The 15,237-nt window shown below is 38.9% G+C and carries 17 protein-coding genes; 10 read left to right on the top strand and 7 right to left on the bottom strand.

Annotated elements, in window-relative coordinates; translation table 11 throughout:
• Positions 1-110: 110 nt before the first annotated feature.
• Positions 111-1,784 (top strand): AMP-binding protein, encoded by a 1,674-nt coding sequence (locus G0028_RS17490; protein WP_180046481.1) that lies wholly within the window; start codon positions 111-113, stop codon positions 1,782-1,784.
• Positions 1,785-1,829: 45 nt separating this feature from the next.
• Here G0028_RS17490 and G0028_RS17485 read toward each other — a convergent pair whose 3' ends face one another.
• Entirely contained in the window at positions 1,830-2,228 is a 399-nt protein-coding gene (locus tag G0028_RS17485) for a hypothetical protein (protein WP_130072272.1), read from the bottom strand.
• A 105-nt stretch (positions 2,229-2,333) separates the two neighbouring features.
• Between G0028_RS17485 and G0028_RS17480 the strand changes: the two genes are divergently transcribed.
• On the top strand, positions 2,334-2,732 hold the full coding sequence (locus tag G0028_RS17480; protein WP_130072271.1) for an MAPEG family protein: 399 nt from the start codon (positions 2,334-2,336) through the stop codon (positions 2,730-2,732).
• A gap of 123 nt (positions 2,733-2,855) precedes the next feature.
• Positions 2,856-3,383, top strand: a complete 528-nt coding sequence (ppa, locus tag G0028_RS17475) for an inorganic diphosphatase (RefSeq protein WP_065993797.1) — start codon at positions 2,856-2,858, stop codon at positions 3,381-3,383.
• A gap of 90 nt (positions 3,384-3,473) precedes the next feature.
• Here ppa and ruvX read toward each other — a convergent pair whose 3' ends face one another.
• Both ruvX and G0028_RS17465 read right to left on the bottom strand, forming a co-directional pair.
• Positions 3,474-3,917, bottom strand: a complete 444-nt coding sequence (ruvX, locus tag G0028_RS17470) for a Holliday junction resolvase RuvX (RefSeq protein ID WP_174493881.1) — start codon at positions 3,915-3,917, stop codon at positions 3,474-3,476.
• Positions 3,910-4,464, bottom strand: coding sequence for a YqgE/AlgH family protein (locus tag G0028_RS17465; protein WP_130072269.1), 555 nt, complete (start codon positions 4,462-4,464; stop codon positions 3,910-3,912). The genes ruvX and G0028_RS17465 overlap by 8 nt, the downstream gene beginning before the upstream one ends.
• A gap of 390 nt (positions 4,465-4,854) precedes the next feature.
• Here G0028_RS17465 and G0028_RS17460 point away from each other — a divergent pair, with 390 nt between their 5' ends.
• The 4 genes from G0028_RS17460 to G0028_RS17445 are packed head-to-tail and all read left to right on the top strand — an operon-like array spanning position 4,855 to position 8,281.
• Positions 4,855-6,207, top strand: coding sequence for a COG3014 family protein (locus tag G0028_RS17460; protein ID WP_130072268.1), 1,353 nt, complete (start codon positions 4,855-4,857; stop codon positions 6,205-6,207).
• Positions 6,208-6,226: 19 nt separating this feature from the next.
• Positions 6,227-6,631 (top strand): YcfL family protein, encoded by a 405-nt coding sequence (locus tag G0028_RS17455; protein WP_174493880.1) that lies wholly within the window; start codon positions 6,227-6,229, stop codon positions 6,629-6,631.
• A gap of 14 nt (positions 6,632-6,645) precedes the next feature.
• Positions 6,646-7,242 (top strand): penicillin-binding protein activator LpoB, encoded by a 597-nt coding sequence (lpoB, locus tag G0028_RS17450; RefSeq protein WP_130072266.1) that lies wholly within the window; start codon positions 6,646-6,648, stop codon positions 7,240-7,242.
• Positions 7,243-7,294: 52 nt separating this feature from the next.
• A complete protein-coding gene (locus tag G0028_RS17445) occupies positions 7,295-8,281 on the top strand; it encodes a CsgG/HfaB family protein (protein ID WP_180046499.1) in 987 nt (328 codons plus the stop codon).
• A 67-nt stretch (positions 8,282-8,348) separates the two neighbouring features.
• On the opposite strand, the gene recN is transcribed toward G0028_RS17445, so the two are convergent.
• On the bottom strand, positions 8,349-10,010 hold the full coding sequence (gene recN, locus G0028_RS17440) for a DNA repair protein RecN (RefSeq protein ID WP_180046479.1): 1,662 nt from the start codon (positions 10,008-10,010) through the stop codon (positions 8,349-8,351).
• Between the two features lie 272 nt (positions 10,011-10,282).
• On the opposite strand from recN, the gene G0028_RS17435 reads away from it, so the two are divergent.
• The 3 genes from G0028_RS17435 (at position 10,283) to G0028_RS17425 (ending at position 12,458) form a co-directional block, all read left to right on the top strand.
• On the top strand, positions 10,283-10,606 hold the full coding sequence (locus tag G0028_RS17435) for a pyrimidine/purine nucleoside phosphorylase (protein WP_065993789.1): 324 nt from the start codon (positions 10,283-10,285) through the stop codon (positions 10,604-10,606).
• 139 nt (positions 10,607-10,745) lie between these two features.
• Positions 10,746-11,498: a 23S rRNA (guanosine(2251)-2'-O)-methyltransferase RlmB gene (gene rlmB, locus G0028_RS17430; RefSeq protein WP_174493878.1), complete on the top strand. Its 753-nt coding sequence runs from the start codon at positions 10,746-10,748 to the stop codon at positions 11,496-11,498.
• A gap of 42 nt (positions 11,499-11,540) precedes the next feature.
• Positions 11,541-12,458: a DMT family transporter gene (locus tag G0028_RS17425; protein WP_130072263.1), complete on the top strand. Its 918-nt coding sequence runs from the start codon at positions 11,541-11,543 to the stop codon at positions 12,456-12,458.
• Positions 12,459-12,525: 67 nt separating this feature from the next.
• On the opposite strand, the gene coaE is transcribed toward G0028_RS17425, so the two are convergent.
• From coaE to G0028_RS17410, 3 genes are read right to left on the bottom strand one after another with little or no spacing between them, the layout of a single operon-like run.
• Positions 12,526-13,122 carry a dephospho-CoA kinase gene (coaE, locus tag G0028_RS17420; RefSeq protein WP_180046477.1) on the bottom strand — a complete coding sequence of 199 codons (597 nt, stop codon included), beginning with the start codon at positions 13,120-13,122 and terminating at the stop codon, positions 12,526-12,528.
• An 11-nt stretch (positions 13,123-13,133) separates the two neighbouring features.
• A complete protein-coding gene (locus G0028_RS17415) occupies positions 13,134-13,997 on the bottom strand; it encodes a prepilin peptidase (protein ID WP_130072261.1) in 864 nt (287 codons plus the stop codon).
• The gene (locus G0028_RS17410; RefSeq protein WP_130072260.1) at positions 13,997-15,223 is read right to left on the bottom strand and encodes a type II secretion system F family protein; all 1,227 of its coding nucleotides are present in this window, start codon (positions 15,221-15,223) and stop codon (positions 13,997-13,999) included. The genes G0028_RS17415 and G0028_RS17410 overlap by 1 nt, the downstream gene beginning before the upstream one ends.
• Positions 15,224-15,237: the final 14 nt, after the last annotated feature.

Raw genomic sequence — 15,237 nt, 5'->3', positions numbered from 1 at the left:
GTATTTATGAAAATGGATGCCAACATTAAGCGCAACAAGCCAAACAAATATGCTTAATGTTGAGAAAAACAGCTGAAAACTAAGGATTACTGATTGGAGAATATGGCATTATGGAAAAGATTTGGTACGCAGAATATCAAAAAACAGGCATTCCTGAGACTGTAGAATTGCCACAGGAAAATACATCGCTTATTGATGTTTTTGAGCGTAATTTCCAAAAATTTGGTTCACGAGATGCCTTTATCTTTATGGATAAGACGCTATCTTTTAGTGAATTAGAACTCGCTAGCCGTAAGTTTGCCACATATCTTCAAAGTTTAGGCTTAGCAAAGGGCAGTCGTGTTGCAGTGATGATGCCAAATGTACTGCAATATCCTGTGGTTGCTTTAGGTGTGTTCAGAGCAGGGTTAGTTTTGGTCAACGTCAACCCACTGTATACAGCACGTGAGCTTGAACATCAGCTCAATGATTCGGGTACAGAAGCACTTGTGATCATTGAAAACTTTGCTTCAGTCTATCAAAGCATTATTGGTAAAACACCCGTTAAACATGTGATTGTTGCTTCAGTGGGTGATATGTTAGGTACATTAAAAGGTACCTTGGTGAACTTTGTTTTACGTTCTGTACGTAAACAAATTCCTGCTTGGAACATTCCGGGTCATGTTAAATTCAATGCCGCAATGTCCAAAGTCAGTGCTAATAACTACAAACGCCCAACCATGACTTTGAGCGATACTGCGGTATTGCAATATACCGGTGGTACCACAGGCGTTTCAAAAGGTGCTGAACTGACACATCGCAACTTAGTGGCTAACTTGCTGCAATGTGATGGTATTTTCCAAAGTAAATTTGGTAAAGGCGATGGTGCCAAAGATGACCGTATTTTCTGTGCATTGCCGTTGTATCATATCTTTGCATTTATGGTGTGTGCACTGTATGGCATGTACAAAGGTCAAGCCAATATCTTGATTCCAAATCCACGTGACCTGCCTGCTGTGATGAAAGAGTTACGTAAGTATCAACCAGGATTCTTTCCTGCGGTGAATACGCTCTTCAATGCGTTGGTGCATAATGAAGAATTCCGTCAGCTTGATTTTAGTAAACTAAAAATGGCAATGGGCGGTGGTATGGCAGTGCTACCTTCAACAGCTGAAGAATGGAAAAAAGTCACAGGTACGGTCATTATCGAAGGATATGGTTTATCTGAAACATCTCCAGTTGCAACAGCAAATCCACCTGCATCGGATGAATTTAGCGGTACGATTGGTATTCCTTTACCATTGACTGATGTCGCAATTTTAGATGACGACGGTAATCACTTGGCACAAGGTGAGCAAGGTGAGATCTCGATTCGTGGTCCACAAGTGATGAAAGGCTATTGGAACCGTCCTGATGAAACTGCAAAAGTCATGACTGCTGACGGCTATTTCCGTACAGGCGATATCGGGATCATGAATGAACGTGGTTTCTTTAAAATTGTAGATCGTAAAAAAGACATGATTTTGGTGTCTGGTTTTAATGTTTACCCATCTGAAATCGAAGAAGTGATTGCAAAACATCCGAAAGTTTTGGAAGTTGCTGCAATTGGGGTGGAAGATGAGAAATCAGGTGAAGTGCCAAAACTGTTTGTGGTGAAAAAAGATCCGTCTTTAACCACTGAAGAAGTTTTAGCCTATGCCAAAGAAAACTTAACGGGTTATAAACGCCCACGTTATGTTGAGTTTATGGATGAATTGCCAAAATCAAATGTCGGTAAGATTTTACGTAAAGATTTGCGTAAGTAATTCAAGCTATAAAAAAGCGCCATATATTGGCGCTTTTTTTATTTGTTAAGGTTGATTTTTCCCCTGACTTTTTAAATACCATTGGTCAATATAGGGACGACCGTAACCTAAAATAGCCGTAAAAGTGAGCATCGTACCGAGTTGGCGGCCAATCGCAGACGAAGGAAAGGCTGAATAACTGAAATAAATATCGACTAAGCAATATAAAGTAATGATGGCAAACCAAAGATAAAGGTTCATCTTCAGAATACCTACCGCGTAAAAAGCGACAAGCAGCATAACGAAGGTGCCGAGTGTAGATTGCCAGTTAAAATTGGCGCAAATTACGCAAAGTAAAAACGCAGCAATCGGCAGCACAATTTTTAAAACACGATCCACTTGTTGCAGTTGTTGACGCTGTTGTTCTAAGACATTCAACAGGTCTTGCTGATCAGAAGGCTGCATGATTTCTCCATTACACAATATTTGCAAAACGCTATACTTAGAGAAAATTATAACAACATTGACGTGTTATGATATTCAACTTGTAAATTTCATGAGAATAAATTCATGTCTGGGATAAATGGCATCATATATTTAATTCTAATCGCCTGTTTATTGCCTTATATTTTTACCATTATTGCTAAGGTGACAGGTGGTTTTAAAGGCAGTGATAATCAAAATCCACGTGAATTTTTAGCAAAAACAACAGGTTTGTCGGCACGTGCCAATGCTGTACAGCAAAATAGTTTTGAAAGCTTGCCTTTATTTATTGCGGCAATTTTGATGGCTGAATATATGGTGGTACCGCAAGGCTTTACCATGATGATGGGCAGTGCTTATATTGTGCTTAGAATCATTTATGGTATTTGCTATTTATTAAACTTATCGACTTTACGTTCGATTATTTGGTTTATGTCGATGGCATGTCCAATATTTTTACTCATTACAATTATTCGAATGATTTAAAAAAATATGTAATGTGTGGCATATTCAATTGCACCATGCAAATTGTATAATTGCACCAGTTCGCTAAATTAGCGTTATAATCAGCACGATTTTAAATTGGCTTTCACTGAAAAAGAGTATCTTATGAGCTATAGCAATATCCCTGCGGGTAAAGATGCACCAAATGACATCTATGTAATTATTGAAATTCCTGCAAATGCATCTCCAATCAAATATGAAGTAGATAAAGATTCTGATGCATTATTTGTAGACCGTTTCATGGGTACTGCAATGTTCTATCCAGCAAACTACGGTTATGTACCAAACACATTATCTGAAGATGGTGACCCATTAGACGTATTGGTTGTAACACCACACCCATTGGTTCATGGTTCTGTGATTCGTTGCCGTCCAGTCGGTAAATTGAACATGGAAGATGACGGTGGTATCGATGCGAAACTTGTTGCAGTTCCGCATGAAAAATTAACACCACTTTATAAAGATGTTCAAGAATATACAGATCTTCCTCCATTGTTGATCAACCAAATTGAACATTTCTTCCAACACTACAAAGATTTAGAACCAGGTAAATGGGTTAAATTGACAGGTTGGGAAGGTTCAGAAGTTGCTAAAGCTGAAGTATTGAAATCAATCGAAGCTGCTAAAAAATAATTTGAATTGATTAAAAATTCAAAGCAATTGGGTGATCAAATGATCACCCAATTTTTTATAGATCAGATTAAAAAATAATATGATCCAAAATTAAGGTGTAACACCTTGAGGATTTCGATACCAACTTTCAATAAATAATGCTGCGGCAACACTATCCGCGGCTAAGTTTTTAGCACGACCTTGTGCCTGATAGTGATCCAGCTCATCTCTTGCTTCACGTGTCGTTAGGCGCTCATCCACCATCAAAGTTTCAATGTTGGTTTGATGACGTAAACGGCGTGCAAATTTACGGGCACGTGCTGATAATTCCGACTCGGAATCATCCATATTTAAAGGCAAACCGACCAAAAACAAATTGGGTTGATGTTGTTTTACGATTTTGAGTAATGCTTCCCAATTGGGAATTCCATCTTTCATGGGAAATAAATTGAGTGGGCTTGCACTTTCAATCAGTGATGAGCCAACCGCCATCCCCATTTTTTGCGTACCAAAGTCAAAAGCTAAAATAAGTTGTGGTTGGGATAAATCAGGCATGTCCAATCTCAGAGGCTAACCAAGTACGATCAATGCCTATTTTACGATATGCAGCGTCCCAGCGCTCGTCATAAGGTAAATTAAATACTAAATCCATGTCTGAATCACAGACTAACCAATCACCACGGGCGATTTCATTTTCCAATTGATTCTTTTCCCAGCTGGCATATCCTAATGCGATTTGATAACGTCCGACACCTTCATTGTGTGCAATCGCATCTAAAATATCTTTACTGGTGGTAATACAAATGTTTTCACCTACCGCAATCGAAGAATGCCAAGTCGGTTGACCTGTATGAAGCACAAAGCCTGCTTCGGGGCGTAAAGGGCCACCTTGTAAAACCTCATGTGGGTGAACATGGTCTGCTGCAATTTCTAAATCTGTCAATAACTCTTTAATTTGTAAGCCTGTAGGACGATTGATAATAATGCCTTGCGCACCATCGTCATCATGTCGTGCAATATAAATCACCGTATGCGAAAAAAAATCATCCGCCAAATCTGGTGGCGCAATTAAACAACGATGTTTTAAATATTGTTTAGTCACCGAAAGGCTGCTCCTTATTCTTAAAAAACGTATAAAATTATGTAAATCATTTTGAAATACCATAACTTATTTATGCTGTCTTGTGGCATGATCTTGGAAAATAAATATTTAATATGCTAAAAAATTGCAGAAAAAAGTTGAAATTAAAATTTATTGATTAATAAATGGTCGATTGGAATTTTTTAAACAGCATTAAAATAATCCTTCGACTATATATATTTGCTTAATAAAAAGTCAATAATTCTGTTAATTTAGAACAATTACTCTAGCTTTATTTAGCTTTGTTTAATGAATGAAATATGAATAATTTAATGAATAAATGTTGGATTATTGAATAAAATCATATAAATTTGTATTATTCATGTATCGAAAATTATAATTTTAAACTTTATGAAACGTTTTAATAACAAATTATTACTCATTTTATTGGCAGTTTCTTTTAATTCTCAAGCGGGGGTTTTTGGAAGTTATGATGATGAGGGGATGGCATTCAGAAGTAGTTTAAATGCCACCATGCCGACTGCATTTGCAGCAACAATCGATAAGAAAATGGATTCTAAGGACGCAATTTTGTATCACTTAGAAAAAGCACGCATTTTACAGGTCAACCAACAATACCAAGAAAGTAGTCAATTATATAAAAAAGCATTTGAATTATTGGACAAACAAAATAATCGAGCAACAGTCAGTGCTTCTCGTTTAGGTTTTAAAGCACTTTCAATGTTGAGTAATGACTCCATTGTTCCTTATGAGGTTCCACCTTATGAGCAGGTGTTAGCGCATATTTCTCAAGCTAAGAATTATATTTATCTCAAAGATGCTGAAGCAGCAGGTGTTGAGATGCGAATCGCACAACGTATTCAACGTGAAATTGAAATTAAGCATGAAAAAGAGCTAGAGAAAAAATCGGAAAAAGAAAAAGCCAAACAAGAAAATGCGCAAGCTGTGAATAATTTAGATGAAGCATTTTCAGGTTTAGACACAATTGCAGGACGTATTAAAAACACTTATCAAAATGCCTATGCCTTTTATATGGCAGCCAATTTATGGGAAGCATTAGGTGAGTATAACGATGCTTTGGTTGACTATAAAAAAGCCTATGAATTACAAGCGGACAGTAATATTGCCAAAGATGTACAGCGTTTAGATCGTATGACTGCGAAAAGTAAAGACACGGTACCTGTTGTTGTTTTTATCGAGCAAGGCATTGTGCCGAAAAAAATTGAGAATAAATTAGCGATTCCTGTGCCAAATGGTCTTGTAAATATTGCTTTTGCAACGTATGAACCGAGTACATATACCGCACCACAGAGCCTAAGAGTACGTTTAGGTGACCGTGAAACACAGCAAAGCTTTATATTAAATGATATTGGCGCATTAGCGGTTAAAGAATTAAAAGAACGCACGACAAGTACAGTCTCTAGTCAAATTGTACGTGCAACCACTAAATTTGTGGCACAGCAGCAGTTAGGACAGCATCTGGGTGCTTTGGGGCAACTTGCAGGTAACTTGATGAACGTTGCCACAGAGCGAGCTGACTTGAGAGCATGGTCAACTTTGCCAAGCAATACACAAATTGCACGCTTTGAAGTAAAGCCTGGTAGCCATAATCTACATATTTCAGGCAATGGAGCGATGAGTGACACGATAAAAGTTGATGCGAGTCCAAACCAAACTATTTTTGTCTATGTCAATGATGTCAATAATAAAATTTCAACGAGCGTTAGTGCGATTAATCATTAATCTAAAAATTGAGAAATGTATGAAAATAGCTTCAAAACTAATTTTTGCGGGTGTGCTTGTGGCAAGTCTTGCTGCGTGTACTGCACCTAATTCACTGTCTACGCAAACTGCGGCTGATGGGACTTATAGCGTAAAAACGATCAGTAATAATCCTGTGTTAAGTACGAAGGTTGGTGTGGATCGCATCAATATGACCTACGTGGGTGACCTGAAAAAAGTATCGCTAGCAATTAAAGACCGTTGGTTTGTCAGTCGCTCTTTTGAGTACAAAATTGTTTGGGTTGACGCACAAGGCATGGAAATCAATCCAGAAGGTGCGCGTTGGAAACCTATTCAGTTGACAGGTCGTGAAGTGAAAACGGTGCAATCTGTTGCGCCAAACCCATCGGCAGTTGATGTTGTTGTTTATTTGAAGAATGATTAATTAGGGTAAAATTCATGAAAATTAAATTTGTTGTTGCATCACTTTTTGCTGCGTCAGTTTTGACAGGTTGTGCGAGTACCAATGTCAGTTATGGCGATGCACAAGCTGTTGAGTCATTAACCAAGGATTTTGGTTCTACTGATTTACAAATGATTGCGGACAAAATGGTTGACGATATGTTGACATTTCCAGTGGTGGTTCAGTTAACCCAAAACCGCCGTCCTGTGATGTTTGTTGACCGTATCCGTAACAAGACGCAAGAACATATTGATACTGAATCAATTACTGACACCATTCAAAATAAACTGATTAACTCAGGTAAATTCCGTTTTGTGGATATGACGGCAGCAAATGCCATGGCTGAGCAATTAAACTACCAAAAAAATAGTGGTTTAGTGAATCAAGCGACATCTGTAAAAGCAGGTGGTCATATTGGCGCTGAGTATATGCTTAATGGTAATTTATCAAGCATTGTGAAAAACTCAGGCAATAAGAGCGATGTATATTATAAATTCACATTAAAACTTCAAAATATTCAAACAGGTATTGTTGAGTGGACCAGCGAAAAAGAAATTCGTAAGTCAGCTAAACGCTCTACTTTTGGTTTGTAATTGATAAAGTTGCAACTGCTATTCAACGCAGTTGCACGAGATCATAATCATGATGAAAAAAATTATTCTTTCAGCATTGCTTACGGCGGGTCTTTGCTCATCGGCATTTGCTGCATTAAAAGAAGTGGTTAAAGAAGCATCGGGTAGCGGTGAAACACAGCATCAGGCAATTTCTGAAGCATTACTTATTGCTGTACAGTCTGTAAATGGTGCAACGGTTTCACCACGTGCAGATCTTGAAGAAACAGTGAATATGTCCATGAGTGGTAATAATTGGAGTTATTCAGGTAAAGTTTCACCTGTATTTAGTGTGAACAGTGTTGGCTCAGGTTCAGTAACCAAGTTCCAAGTGTTGAGTGTTACGGGTTCAAAAAATAACTATCGTGCACGTGTGCGTGCGCATGTTGTTCAATATGAATCAACTGTGCAAGATCAACATTTAAGACGCATTGCCGTTTTACCCTTTCAGTTTTATGAAAAAAATAATCGCTCAGCACAATCTGACTCAGCAGGTGAGTTTAGCGAAGAATTGGCAGATGCATTGGGTAATTCTTTAGCACAATCAGGGCAATTAAGTTTGTTGGATCGTCATTATATTGATGAAATGCAATATGAAAATGCATTTTTACAATGGGATGGTGCACCACATGAGATGGCGCGTATTGGGCAAAAAGTAGGTGCAGATTATTTATTGGTTGGGCGGATCAATGATTTGTCTGCAGCAAGTTCACATCAAATGTATGGTTTAAATCAAGGTGCAGAACAAGTGCGTTTAACTTGGCGTGTGATTGAAGCAAATACCAGTAAAGTGGTGGCATCAGGTACATTTAACCGTGCGTTACCGAAAAATTCTGTGCAAAATCTGTTAAATAATAATTTAGATAACAGTAGTGCAGAAACCTTGGCTCAAAATTTAAGTCAGGAAATTTTAGTGGGTTTAAAGTTGCAGCCAAATGCCAATTATGGTTCGCAAGGTTCAAGTTTTACCCCGACCTATGACATGACACCAGGTTCAAGTGAACAGCCGATTAAGTGGTAATTTTTGATACTTTACAATAAAAAACCAGTGCATTATTCACTGGTTTTTTTTCTAGCATACATTTAACTCAAGCATGTTGAAACTTGAGTTGGCGTAACTGTTTGGCATGTTGCAAAGTCGTTTCGCTAATTTCTACACCACCTGTCATACGTGCTAATTCGAAAATGCGTTGTTCTTCCTCAAGTTCAATGATGGTACTGCTTGCAGGGTTTGTCTGTAATTTTTTCACCAATAAATGTTGATCAGATTGCGCGGCAACTTGCGCTTGATGTGTAATACATAAGATTTGTACATGTTGTGCCAAATTCGCCAATAAACGCCCGACAATTTCTGCAGTACCGCCACTGATTCCTACATCAATTTCATCAAAAACCAAAACTTCAGATTCAGTTTTTTCAGCATTCATAACCTGCATAATTAAAGCAATACGTGATAACTCACCGCCAGAGGCCACACGAGCCAAGGGTTGTGCAGGAATGCCTTTATTGGCAGTAAATAGCAGTTGAATAAAGCTTAGACCCTCGCCAGAAACCTGCTCCAATGGGTCAAATCGAAACTCAAAATGTGCTTCAGGCAGAGCCAGTTGCTTGACTTGTTCAGTGAGTTGTTTGGCAAGCGGAATAGCAGCTTCTCTACGAATTTGATCTAAATATTGAGCTTTATTTAAAAAATCTTGATGTGCAAGTTCAACTTGTTCAGCTAAAGTTTCAGGGGCTTCAAGCTGATGTAATTGTTCAAGCTCAGCTTGCCAAGTTTCATATTGCTGTTTGAGTTCATCGGGTTGGGTACGATATTTTCGTGCTAAACGGTGGAAAATCTCTAATTGTGAGTTAAGTTGCTCCATTCGTTCAGGATCAAAACTTTGTCGGTCAATAAACTGACGTAAGTTTGCTGTTGCATCTTCTAATTCACTTTGTGCATTGAGCAGTGAGTTATAAATTTCTGAAAGTTGCTCACTGCGTCCTGAATGAGATTCGATACGGCGTAAAATTGAAGATAATTCTTGTGTGATATTTTGTTCAGATTCATCTAGTGTATTTAGACTATAACTACAGTCTTGCATGATGTGTTCGTGATGGCTTAAACGGTCAAACTCTTGTTCAATCTCTTTATAATCAGTCGTGATGACATCTTCAAGTTCTTCGAGTTGTAGCTCTAAGGTTTCTATACGTTGTAGACGTGTGGCTTGAGCATCTAAAGCTGCCTGATGAAGTTTAATATTTTTTTGCCATACATTATAGGCATCACGCACAGCTTGAGCAGGTGTATGAAAGTCACTATAACGGTCTAGCCAATGTTTAGGGTAGGGGGGCTCTAACAGTTGTTGCTGGCTGTGTTGGCTATAGAGTTGTACCAATAAACGCCCGATTTCTTTGAGTTCTGACAGGCTACTTGGGCGACCATTGATCCATGCTTTGCTACGACCTGTAGCAAAAATGACTCGTCTTAAATGAATTTCACCAGACTCATCATCTAACTCATGGGTTTTTAACCATAAATCTTCTGGGCTATTGTTTTGATAACTAAAAACTGCCGTAATATCGGCTTTTTCTGCACCGTAACGCACGTAATTGGTATCTGTACGTTCACCTAAACATGCTGATAATGCATCTAAAAGAAGCGACTTTCCTGCACCTGTTTCACCTGTTAAAACATTAAAACCTTGTTCAATATCAATCGCAAGGTTATCTGCTAAAGCAAAATTAAGTAGATTTAAATGTGTCAGCATACACGCATCCAAGCTGCGAAAAGTTCAGTTCTAAGATAGTCAAGTTTTGTTGTAGTCACAAGTCAGAATAGATTCTAATGGTGAAGAATTTTGGATATTTTAGCGTAAATTAAAGCAAAAAATACCGATTCTTGGAGATAAATTTACATTTAATAAAATGCAGATTTTGTCTGGAATTATTTTCCTTAAAACAAGAGATTGATTAGTTTGGGGAGTGCAATTAAACTAGGCTGAACGACATAATATCAATGCGCATTATCTGGAGAATACGCATGCCTACTCAGTTTGATCATGTATCAGTGATAAAAAAATCAAACGTTTATTTTGGTGGTCTATGCATTAGCCACACAGTACAGTTTGAAGACGGAACGAAAAAAACGCTTGGGGTGATTTTACCAACAGAAGAAGCATTGACGTTTGAAACACATGTACCTGAACGTATGGAAATCATTTCTGGTGAATGTCGTGTCAAAATTGCAGACAATGCGGAAAGTGAATTATTCCGTGCTGGACAGTCATTTTACGTACCAGGCAACAGCCGTTTCAAAATTGAAACTGATGATGTACTTGACTATGTCTGTCATTTAGAAGGTTAAGCAAAGTTGATTCAATCGAAGATAAGCAGGGTATTTTCAGCTTAAATCGGTTAAACTAAGCACATTATGAAATCCTGTAAAGTTGGCTTTGCAGGATTTTTCTTTTCTCTCCCCAGATTTTAGTTATTAGAGGTCGTTCATGGCGAAGCCCGAGTATTATTATGGCGTGCATTCAGTTGAGTCATTATTGGAGTTGGAACCAGAACGCGTTTTAACACTTTTTACTTTAAAAGGGCGTGATGACCAACGCTTACAACATATTTTAAAAATGGCTGAGCCGTTTGGTATTAGTATTCAAAAAGCCAGTCGAGATAGCTTAGAGAAGTTAGCAGGGCAGCCTTTTCATCAAGGTGTTGTCGCAGCGGTACGTCCGCATCCTGTATTAAATGAAAAAGACTTGGAGCAATTGCTGAGTACTGAACAGCAGCCTTTATTATTGGCTTTAGATCATATTACCGATCCGCATAATTTAGGCGCATGTATTCGAACAGCAGCGGCAATGGGTGTTTCAGCAGTGATCGTGCCACGTGACCGTTCAGCAAGTTTGACGCCAACAGCACGTAAAGTCGCGGCAGGTGGTGCTGAAAAAGTTAAATTCATTCAAGTGACCAATTTGGCGCGCACTTTAGGACAAATCAAACAAGACTTTAATGTGCGTGTTGTAGGGACGATGTTGGATGAAAAAGCATTACCTATTCAACAATTTGATTTTACAGGCACAGCGATTTGTGTAGTGATGGGGGCTGAAGATACAGGCTTACGTCCAATCACGCAGGCACAATGTGACCAAACTGTATTTATTCCAATGGCTGGAAATCTACAAAGTTTGAATGTCAGTGTGGCTACAGGTATGGCACTCTACGAAGCGTGTCGTCAACGTCTGATTGACTAAGCGATATCCCCCCATTTTTATTGTTGAAATTTGAGAAAGATCATGATGACCTCCCGCACGCAAGGCTATGTTTTTGTAGCAATCACGATGTGTATTTGGGGAGGTTTTACGATTACATCAAGGCTTAATGCATTATGGCATATCAGTCCTTGGGATATTACCGCATTACGTTTTAGTTTGGCATTTTGCATTTTGATGCCGATTCTCATTTATAAAAAAGATACGGCTTTTTTATGGAAAAAAGAGCCTTTTATTCTGGCAATGTTAGGTGGGGTTACATACTGCCTGACATCCTATAGCGCTTTTCATTATGTCCCTGCTGCACATGCAGCAATTTTTTTAAATGGTTGTTTGCCGTTGTGTACTGCGCTTGCAGCTTATTTCTTATTTAAACAGCCGTTTGATCGCCATACATGGTTCAGCCTAACGATTATGCTGAGCGCGATTGCAGGCATGAGTTATCTCATGTACCAAGAAACAGGTGTTGCTTTTAGTTTCGGTGATGGCTTATTTTTTCTGAGTGCAATTTGGTGGGGCATATTTACCGTGCTGTTAAAGCAGTGGAAATTGTCAGCTTGGCATAGTATGGCAGGCGTTGCGATTTGGTCTGCATTGATCTATGTGCCGATTTATTTACTCTTTTTACCGAAGCATTTAGATCAAGCAACAGTGCCTCATTTGATGATGCAAACCATTTTTCATGGTGTTTTTGTGGTGATTGTCGCGACATTAACTTATGTTGAAGCCATTAAACGACTCGGTGCTTTCCAAACGGGGAGTATTGTGACTTTAGCACCTTTTATTGCGGCAATTATTGCTGTGCCACTGTTAGGTGAGCCATTAAGTTTAGCAATTGTATGTGGTTTGCTGGGGATGGGGATAGGAGCCTTGCAGCCGTGGCGTTGGCTTGGACGCAAAGACAGTTTGCAAGCACGATTGGATCAACAAAAAAATAAATAACATCAGCTGATGAGCGCGTGTATTCATTGCAAGGTGAATACACTTTAGTTACTTTTTAGTGTGAAAATTATTCAGCCATGTTTAGATATTTTTGATGTAAAGGGGCTAAATGTGCGTATAAGTGATCAAGATGCCCATCATTAACCACAATATCATTGGCAAGTTTTTGTTTTTCGGCTCTTGGCATTTGTGCCGCAATAATATTTTTAATCTGTTCTATATTCTGCCCATCACGTTGTGAGGCACGGAAGATTTGTAATTCTTCTGATGCATCAATTAAAAGGGTGTGTTGTGTGAGTTGATGCTGATTGGTTTCAAATAATAAGGGTGAAACCAAAATGACATACGGGCTTGTTGCAGCTTGGAGTTGTTGAATAATCGACAGGCGAATTGCAGGATGCGTAATCTTTTCTAGTGTGTGGCGAGCTGAAGGGTCTTTGAAAATATGCTCTCTTAGTGCACGACGATCAAGTTCACCATTGTCTAAAAGAACCCATTCTCCAAAACTTTGAGCAATTTGCGTTAAGGCAGGTTGCCCTTTTGCCACAATTTCACGTGCGACAAGATCTGCATCCACAACTTGGATTCCTTGGGTTTCAAACCATTGTGTTGCTGCGGTCTTCCCACTGCCAATACCACCTGTTAAACCCAAGATAAACTTCATATTTCGACCTTTTAATTTTGTCCTAAATAGACTTTCATAATTTGTTCGCCCCATAAAAAGGCAATCCAACCCGCAATTGCGATATAAGGACCAAAAGCGAAAGGCTGATTTTCTTTACGAACTTTAAGTAAAATAATACCAATAATCGCCCCCACCAAAGAGGAGAGTAAGACGATTAACGGTAGCATGAGAGGTCCCATCCATGCGCCTAGAGCAGCGAGTAATTTAAAATCGCCATAGCCCATGCCTTCTTTGCCTGTGATGATTTTAAACGCATAATAGACCACCCATAAGCATAAAAAACCGATGATATAGCCCCAAATCGCAGAAGTTGCAGAGGTATAAATGGCAAAACTATTAATACCCAAACCTAGTGCAGCTAAAGGCAAAGTGAAGCGGTCTGGCAGCAGTTGTGTATCGAAATCGATAAACGTGAGTGCAATAAGTGTCCATGTTAGGATGAGACCAAATAGCATCGCAAGCGTTGGTCCATAAACCGCAACCACTAAAAGAGAGCAACAGGCAGTTAAGACTTCAATAAATGGATAGCGAATGCTAATTGGGTTTTTACATGTGCCACATTGACCACGTAAAACTAACCAGCTGATCACAGGAATGTTTTGATACCAATGAATCGGCGATTTACATTTTGGACAAGTTGAAGCAGGTGTGCTTAATGTCAGTTTACTTTGATCAATAATGGCTTGTTCTGGATGCAGCAAGAGTTGGCATTCTTGTTGCCATTCTTGCTCCATCATTTTCGGTGTGCGATAAATCACAACATTTAAAAAACTACCAATACATAAACCAAGTAAACCAACCAAAAGATATAGTGCACTGGGTGTGATGATGAAATAGTTGAGAATATCAGCCATTAGACTACAGAACCCATTTGGAAGATTGGAAGGTACATGGCAATCACGAGGCCACCGACAAGCACCCCGAGTACAGCCATGATTAATGGCTCCATCATTGAGGTTAAGCCATCTACCGCATTATCTACTTCATTTTCAAAGTGTGTTGCGACTTTATCAAGCATGGCATCTAACGAACCTGATTCCTCCCCAATTGCAACCATTTGAATGGCCATTGAAGGGAATAAATTGGTGAGGCGCATTGCAAATTGTAATTGTTGACCTGTTGCCACGTCATCACGAATTTTCATTACGGCTTCTTCATAAACAACATTATTGGTTGCGCCTGCTGTAGATTCGAGCGCATCAATTAATGGCACACCCGCTGCAAAGGTCGTGGCAAGCGTACGACTATAACGCGCAATAATTGCTTTATAGACCAAGTCGCCAAAAATAGGGGCTTTGAGTGCAGCTTTATCTAAGAAGTCACGAAATTTTTTACTCCGCTTTTTGGTTTCAAGAAATGCAGTAATCACGACCCCAATACCAATAATCAAGATAAACCAATAGCTTTGCATCCATTTTGACATGTTGACCACCATCTGAGTGAAAGCAGGAAGATCAGCGCCAAAAGATGAGAAAAGATCTTGGAAAACGGGAACAACTTTAACCATCAAAATAATGGTAACCACGATTGCGACGACAATAACTGCAATAGGATATTTCATGGCTTTTTTAATTTTTTGTTTTAAAAGCTCACTTTTTTCTTTATAAATCGCGACACGGTCTAACATAGTTTCAAGTGCACCCGATTGTTCACCTGACTCAACCAGTGAGCAAAACAAGCGGTCGAAATATTGAGGATATTTCTTTAATGCCCCAGCAAAAGTATTCCCCCCTTCAACTTCACCTTTAATCCCTAACACGACTTCACGCATTGCGGGATTATCTAGACCTTCGGCAACAATTTCAAAGCTTTGTACTAAAGGTACCCCCGCTTTCATCATGGTCGCAAGTTGTCGAGTAAAAATCGTGATATCTAAAGTGGTGACTTTCTTTTTCATTAAACCCTCGAGAATATTTTTCTTCTTTTCTCGAATGGTTTTAATATTAATGCCTTGTTTTCTTAGTGTGACTTTGGCTAAAGCCATATTACGCGCAGGCAGTTCCCCTTTAATCTTAACCCCTTTACGATCTACCCCGTCATAAATGAATGTCGGCATCATTTGTGCTTTCTTGACAGCCATAATTGTATTCCTTT

The organism is Acinetobacter piscicola (assembly GCF_015218165.1).
GTDB lineage: Bacteria > Pseudomonadota > Gammaproteobacteria > Pseudomonadales > Moraxellaceae > Acinetobacter > Acinetobacter piscicola_A.
Note: the sequence above shows the minus strand (reverse complement) of the source record. Positions and strands in the feature narration are given on the sequence as shown.

Bases quoted from the DNA above. Each gene is read 5' to 3' on its own strand.
- G0028_RS17490 (WP_180046481.1), top strand. From the start codon at position 111: ATGGAAAAGATTTGGTACGCAGAATATCAAAAAACAGGCATTCCTGAG.
- G0028_RS17485 (WP_130072272.1), bottom strand. From the start codon at position 2,228: ATGCAGCCTTCTGATCAGCAAGACCTGTTGAATGTCTTAGAACAACAG.
- G0028_RS17480 (WP_130072271.1), top strand. From the start codon at position 2,334: ATGTCTGGGATAAATGGCATCATATATTTAATTCTAATCGCCTGTTTA.
- ppa (WP_065993797.1), top strand. From the start codon at position 2,856: ATGAGCTATAGCAATATCCCTGCGGGTAAAGATGCACCAAATGACATC.
- ruvX (WP_174493881.1), bottom strand. From the start codon at position 3,917: ATGCCTGATTTATCCCAACCACAACTTATTTTAGCTTTTGACTTTGGT.
- G0028_RS17460 (WP_130072268.1), top strand. From the start codon at position 4,855: ATGAAACGTTTTAATAACAAATTATTACTCATTTTATTGGCAGTTTCT.
- G0028_RS17455 (WP_174493880.1), top strand. From the start codon at position 6,227: ATGAAAATAGCTTCAAAACTAATTTTTGCGGGTGTGCTTGTGGCAAGT.
- lpoB (WP_130072266.1), top strand. From the start codon at position 6,646: ATGAAAATTAAATTTGTTGTTGCATCACTTTTTGCTGCGTCAGTTTTG.
- G0028_RS17445 (WP_180046499.1), top strand. From the start codon at position 7,295: ATGAAAAAAATTATTCTTTCAGCATTGCTTACGGCGGGTCTTTGCTCA.
- recN (WP_180046479.1), bottom strand. From the start codon at position 10,010: ATGCTGACACATTTAAATCTACTTAATTTTGCTTTAGCAGATAACCTT.
- G0028_RS17435 (WP_065993789.1), top strand. From the start codon at position 10,283: ATGCCTACTCAGTTTGATCATGTATCAGTGATAAAAAAATCAAACGTT.
- rlmB (WP_174493878.1), top strand. From the start codon at position 10,746: ATGGCGAAGCCCGAGTATTATTATGGCGTGCATTCAGTTGAGTCATTA.
- G0028_RS17425 (WP_130072263.1), top strand. From the start codon at position 11,541: ATGATGACCTCCCGCACGCAAGGCTATGTTTTTGTAGCAATCACGATG.
- coaE (WP_180046477.1), bottom strand. From the start codon at position 13,122: ATGAAGTTTATCTTGGGTTTAACAGGTGGTATTGGCAGTGGGAAGACC.
- G0028_RS17415 (WP_130072261.1), bottom strand. From the start codon at position 13,997: ATGGCTGATATTCTCAACTATTTCATCATCACACCCAGTGCACTATAT.
- G0028_RS17410 (WP_130072260.1), bottom strand. From the start codon at position 15,223: ATGGCTGTCAAGAAAGCACAAATGATGCCGACATTCATTTATGACGGG.